The sequence below is a fragment of the Ruoffia tabacinasalis genome (genome assembly GCF_005864045.1).
In the GTDB taxonomy this organism is placed as follows: Bacteria; Bacillota; Bacilli; order Lactobacillales; family Aerococcaceae; genus Ruoffia; species Ruoffia tabacinasalis.
In genome coordinates, this window is record NZ_VBSP01000090.1 from 1 (window position 1) to 2,029 (window position 2,029).

Annotated in this window: 2 protein-coding genes; one reads left to right on the forward strand and one right to left on the reverse strand. The window is 32.6% G+C overall.

The annotated features are described in order from the left end of the window. Nucleotides 1-113: 113 nt before the first annotated feature. Complete coding sequence (locus FEZ33_RS12060) at nucleotides 114-1,160, forward strand: histidine kinase (protein WP_138405600.1); 1,047 nt, start codon at nucleotides 114-116, stop codon at nucleotides 1,158-1,160. A 61-nt stretch (nucleotides 1,161-1,221) separates the two neighbouring features. Here FEZ33_RS12060 and FEZ33_RS12065 read toward each other — a convergent pair whose 3' ends face one another. Further along, complete coding sequence (locus FEZ33_RS12065) at nucleotides 1,222-1,779, reverse strand: hypothetical protein (RefSeq protein ID WP_138405601.1); 558 nt, start codon at nucleotides 1,777-1,779, stop codon at nucleotides 1,222-1,224. Nucleotides 1,780-2,029 lie beyond the last annotated feature (250 nt).

The following is a 2,029-nucleotide window of genomic DNA, read 5'->3' on the forward strand; positions in this document are numbered from 1 at the left end:
GATGAGACTAAAAAGTTTTTCTTTAGCTTAGAAAATCGATTAAAATATTTTAATTTCGATAAAGTGATCCAAAATTGAAAAATAACGACTAGAATAACTCAATATTTAAAAGTATGAATTATTCAGGTTTATGGATGCTATTTATTACACTCAGTTTGCGATTAATGATGACTCAAGATGATATTATAGCGATTGTTTTAGAATCGCTACTATCCATTTGCTTCATTGCATTAAGTGGAATCATTGTCACTAAGCGGATTCGGATTATATTAAATATAGTTGTTAGTCTCTTAGGTGTGCTCGTCGCTCCATCATATATTTTATTATTACCGCTTGTATACTTATTGACTTTTGATATTGGTTTTTACAGTCTATTGGTACTCCTACTGGCTTTCATCATTAATCCAGGGAGTTATTACATGTTATTGATTGGGATTTTAGGGGTATATATCGCTGATCAAAGTCAACAAATCATTCAACAACAAGCCTCGTTAAACGAAGTGAGAGATACGTTAACAGAAGAGCAATTACGGATGAAAAATCAAATGAAGGATTTAATTCAATCTAACCAAAAAGACGTCGATATTAGCATCTTGTCAGAGCGTAATCGGATTTCGAATGAACTACATGATGCGATCGGTCACTCGCTCGCCCGAAGTATTATTCAAATTGAAGCAATCATCATTGCGAATGATAATGATAAAATTGAAAAGCAACTCAATCAATTGCAAATTAATTTACGGCACGGAATGGATGACATTCGCCATACCATTCACCATATCCACCATGAAAGTCTAGACTTTGAAGTCAGTATTGACAATATGCGTGAGGAATTCGCACCGCTGATGATTAATTTTGATCTGCATACTGAAACTGAATTTAAATATAATCAGAAGAAAGATATCTTGTCGATTATTCGTGAAGCGATCATTAATAGTATTAAGCATTCTAATAGCACGCAAATGAATATCATCCTCCAAGAATTTCCAGAGCATAATAAATTGCTGATTAAAGATAATGGTACGGATTACGATGAGAATCAAGATCATTCTGAAGGCATGGGTAAGACAATTATTCGCCAGATTGCTAATAAATACAATGCCCCCATCCTCTTCTACTATCAAAATGGGTATATTGTTCAGATGAACTTGCCCAAATAAAAAAATCTGATAGATTCCTTTTTGAGGAATTTATCAGATTTTTTTATTAGCTTTCATATAACTACTCCTCTAACACAAAGTTATAGGAATTATATTCAAGTGTACTATCTTCTGCACGGTTGAACTCAATGAGGTCTTCATTAAACAGTTTTACACGAATCGTCTCATCAGACTCGACAATCTCAGGGTTAGAAATAGTGAATACGACATTCCCCATAGGGTCAATCGATGAATATATTCCGGATGACGCATGTTGAATTTGTTGAATCACATTAAAAACAGTCGGATTTTTTTCTAAATCAAGTTGATCTTCAATCGCGTTAAAGCTAATTCCTAACTCATCTTGTAAAACTTGTAAATCATCAGACTGGGCATTTGGATCCACTTGAGCAAGCAAGGCTTCATCTGTATGCTTAGATAATAATAGTATAATTTCCCTTGCCTCAGCTGCTTCATTATTTACTGTTATTTGAACATTGTCTGGCGTAAAGACAATATGACTGATCGGACTTTCTTCATTATCACTGACATAACTTTGATTATCGTTAGCAGAGACGGGTGTTTGACTGATTAATAATAGTGACACAACTAGCAAGACGTACTTAACTATTTTTTTCATTAGAATATACAGCTCCTCTATAATTCGTATAAAAAATTAAACCTTCGTATCAAGTAACTTAACAGATGCCTATCGCAAACAATAAAAACGGTTAATATTGTTATGTTAATTTTACACTACATACCTGAATAATTCATACTTCTAAATTTTTCGATTAAAAATACATTTTTTGTCGTAATTTTGCTTTGGTTCTAAAATTTATATGTTTTTTGAGATTTTACAGAACATTTTTATCGAGATTCGATTTTTA

Excerpts from the sequence above, each read along its gene's own strand:
- FEZ33_RS12060 (WP_138405600.1), top strand. The coding sequence starts at position 114 with ATGAATTATTCAGGTTTATGGATGCTATTTATTACACTCAGTTTGCGA.
- FEZ33_RS12065 (WP_138405601.1), bottom strand. The coding sequence starts at position 1,779 with ATGAAAAAAATAGTTAAGTACGTCTTGCTAGTTGTGTCACTATTATTA.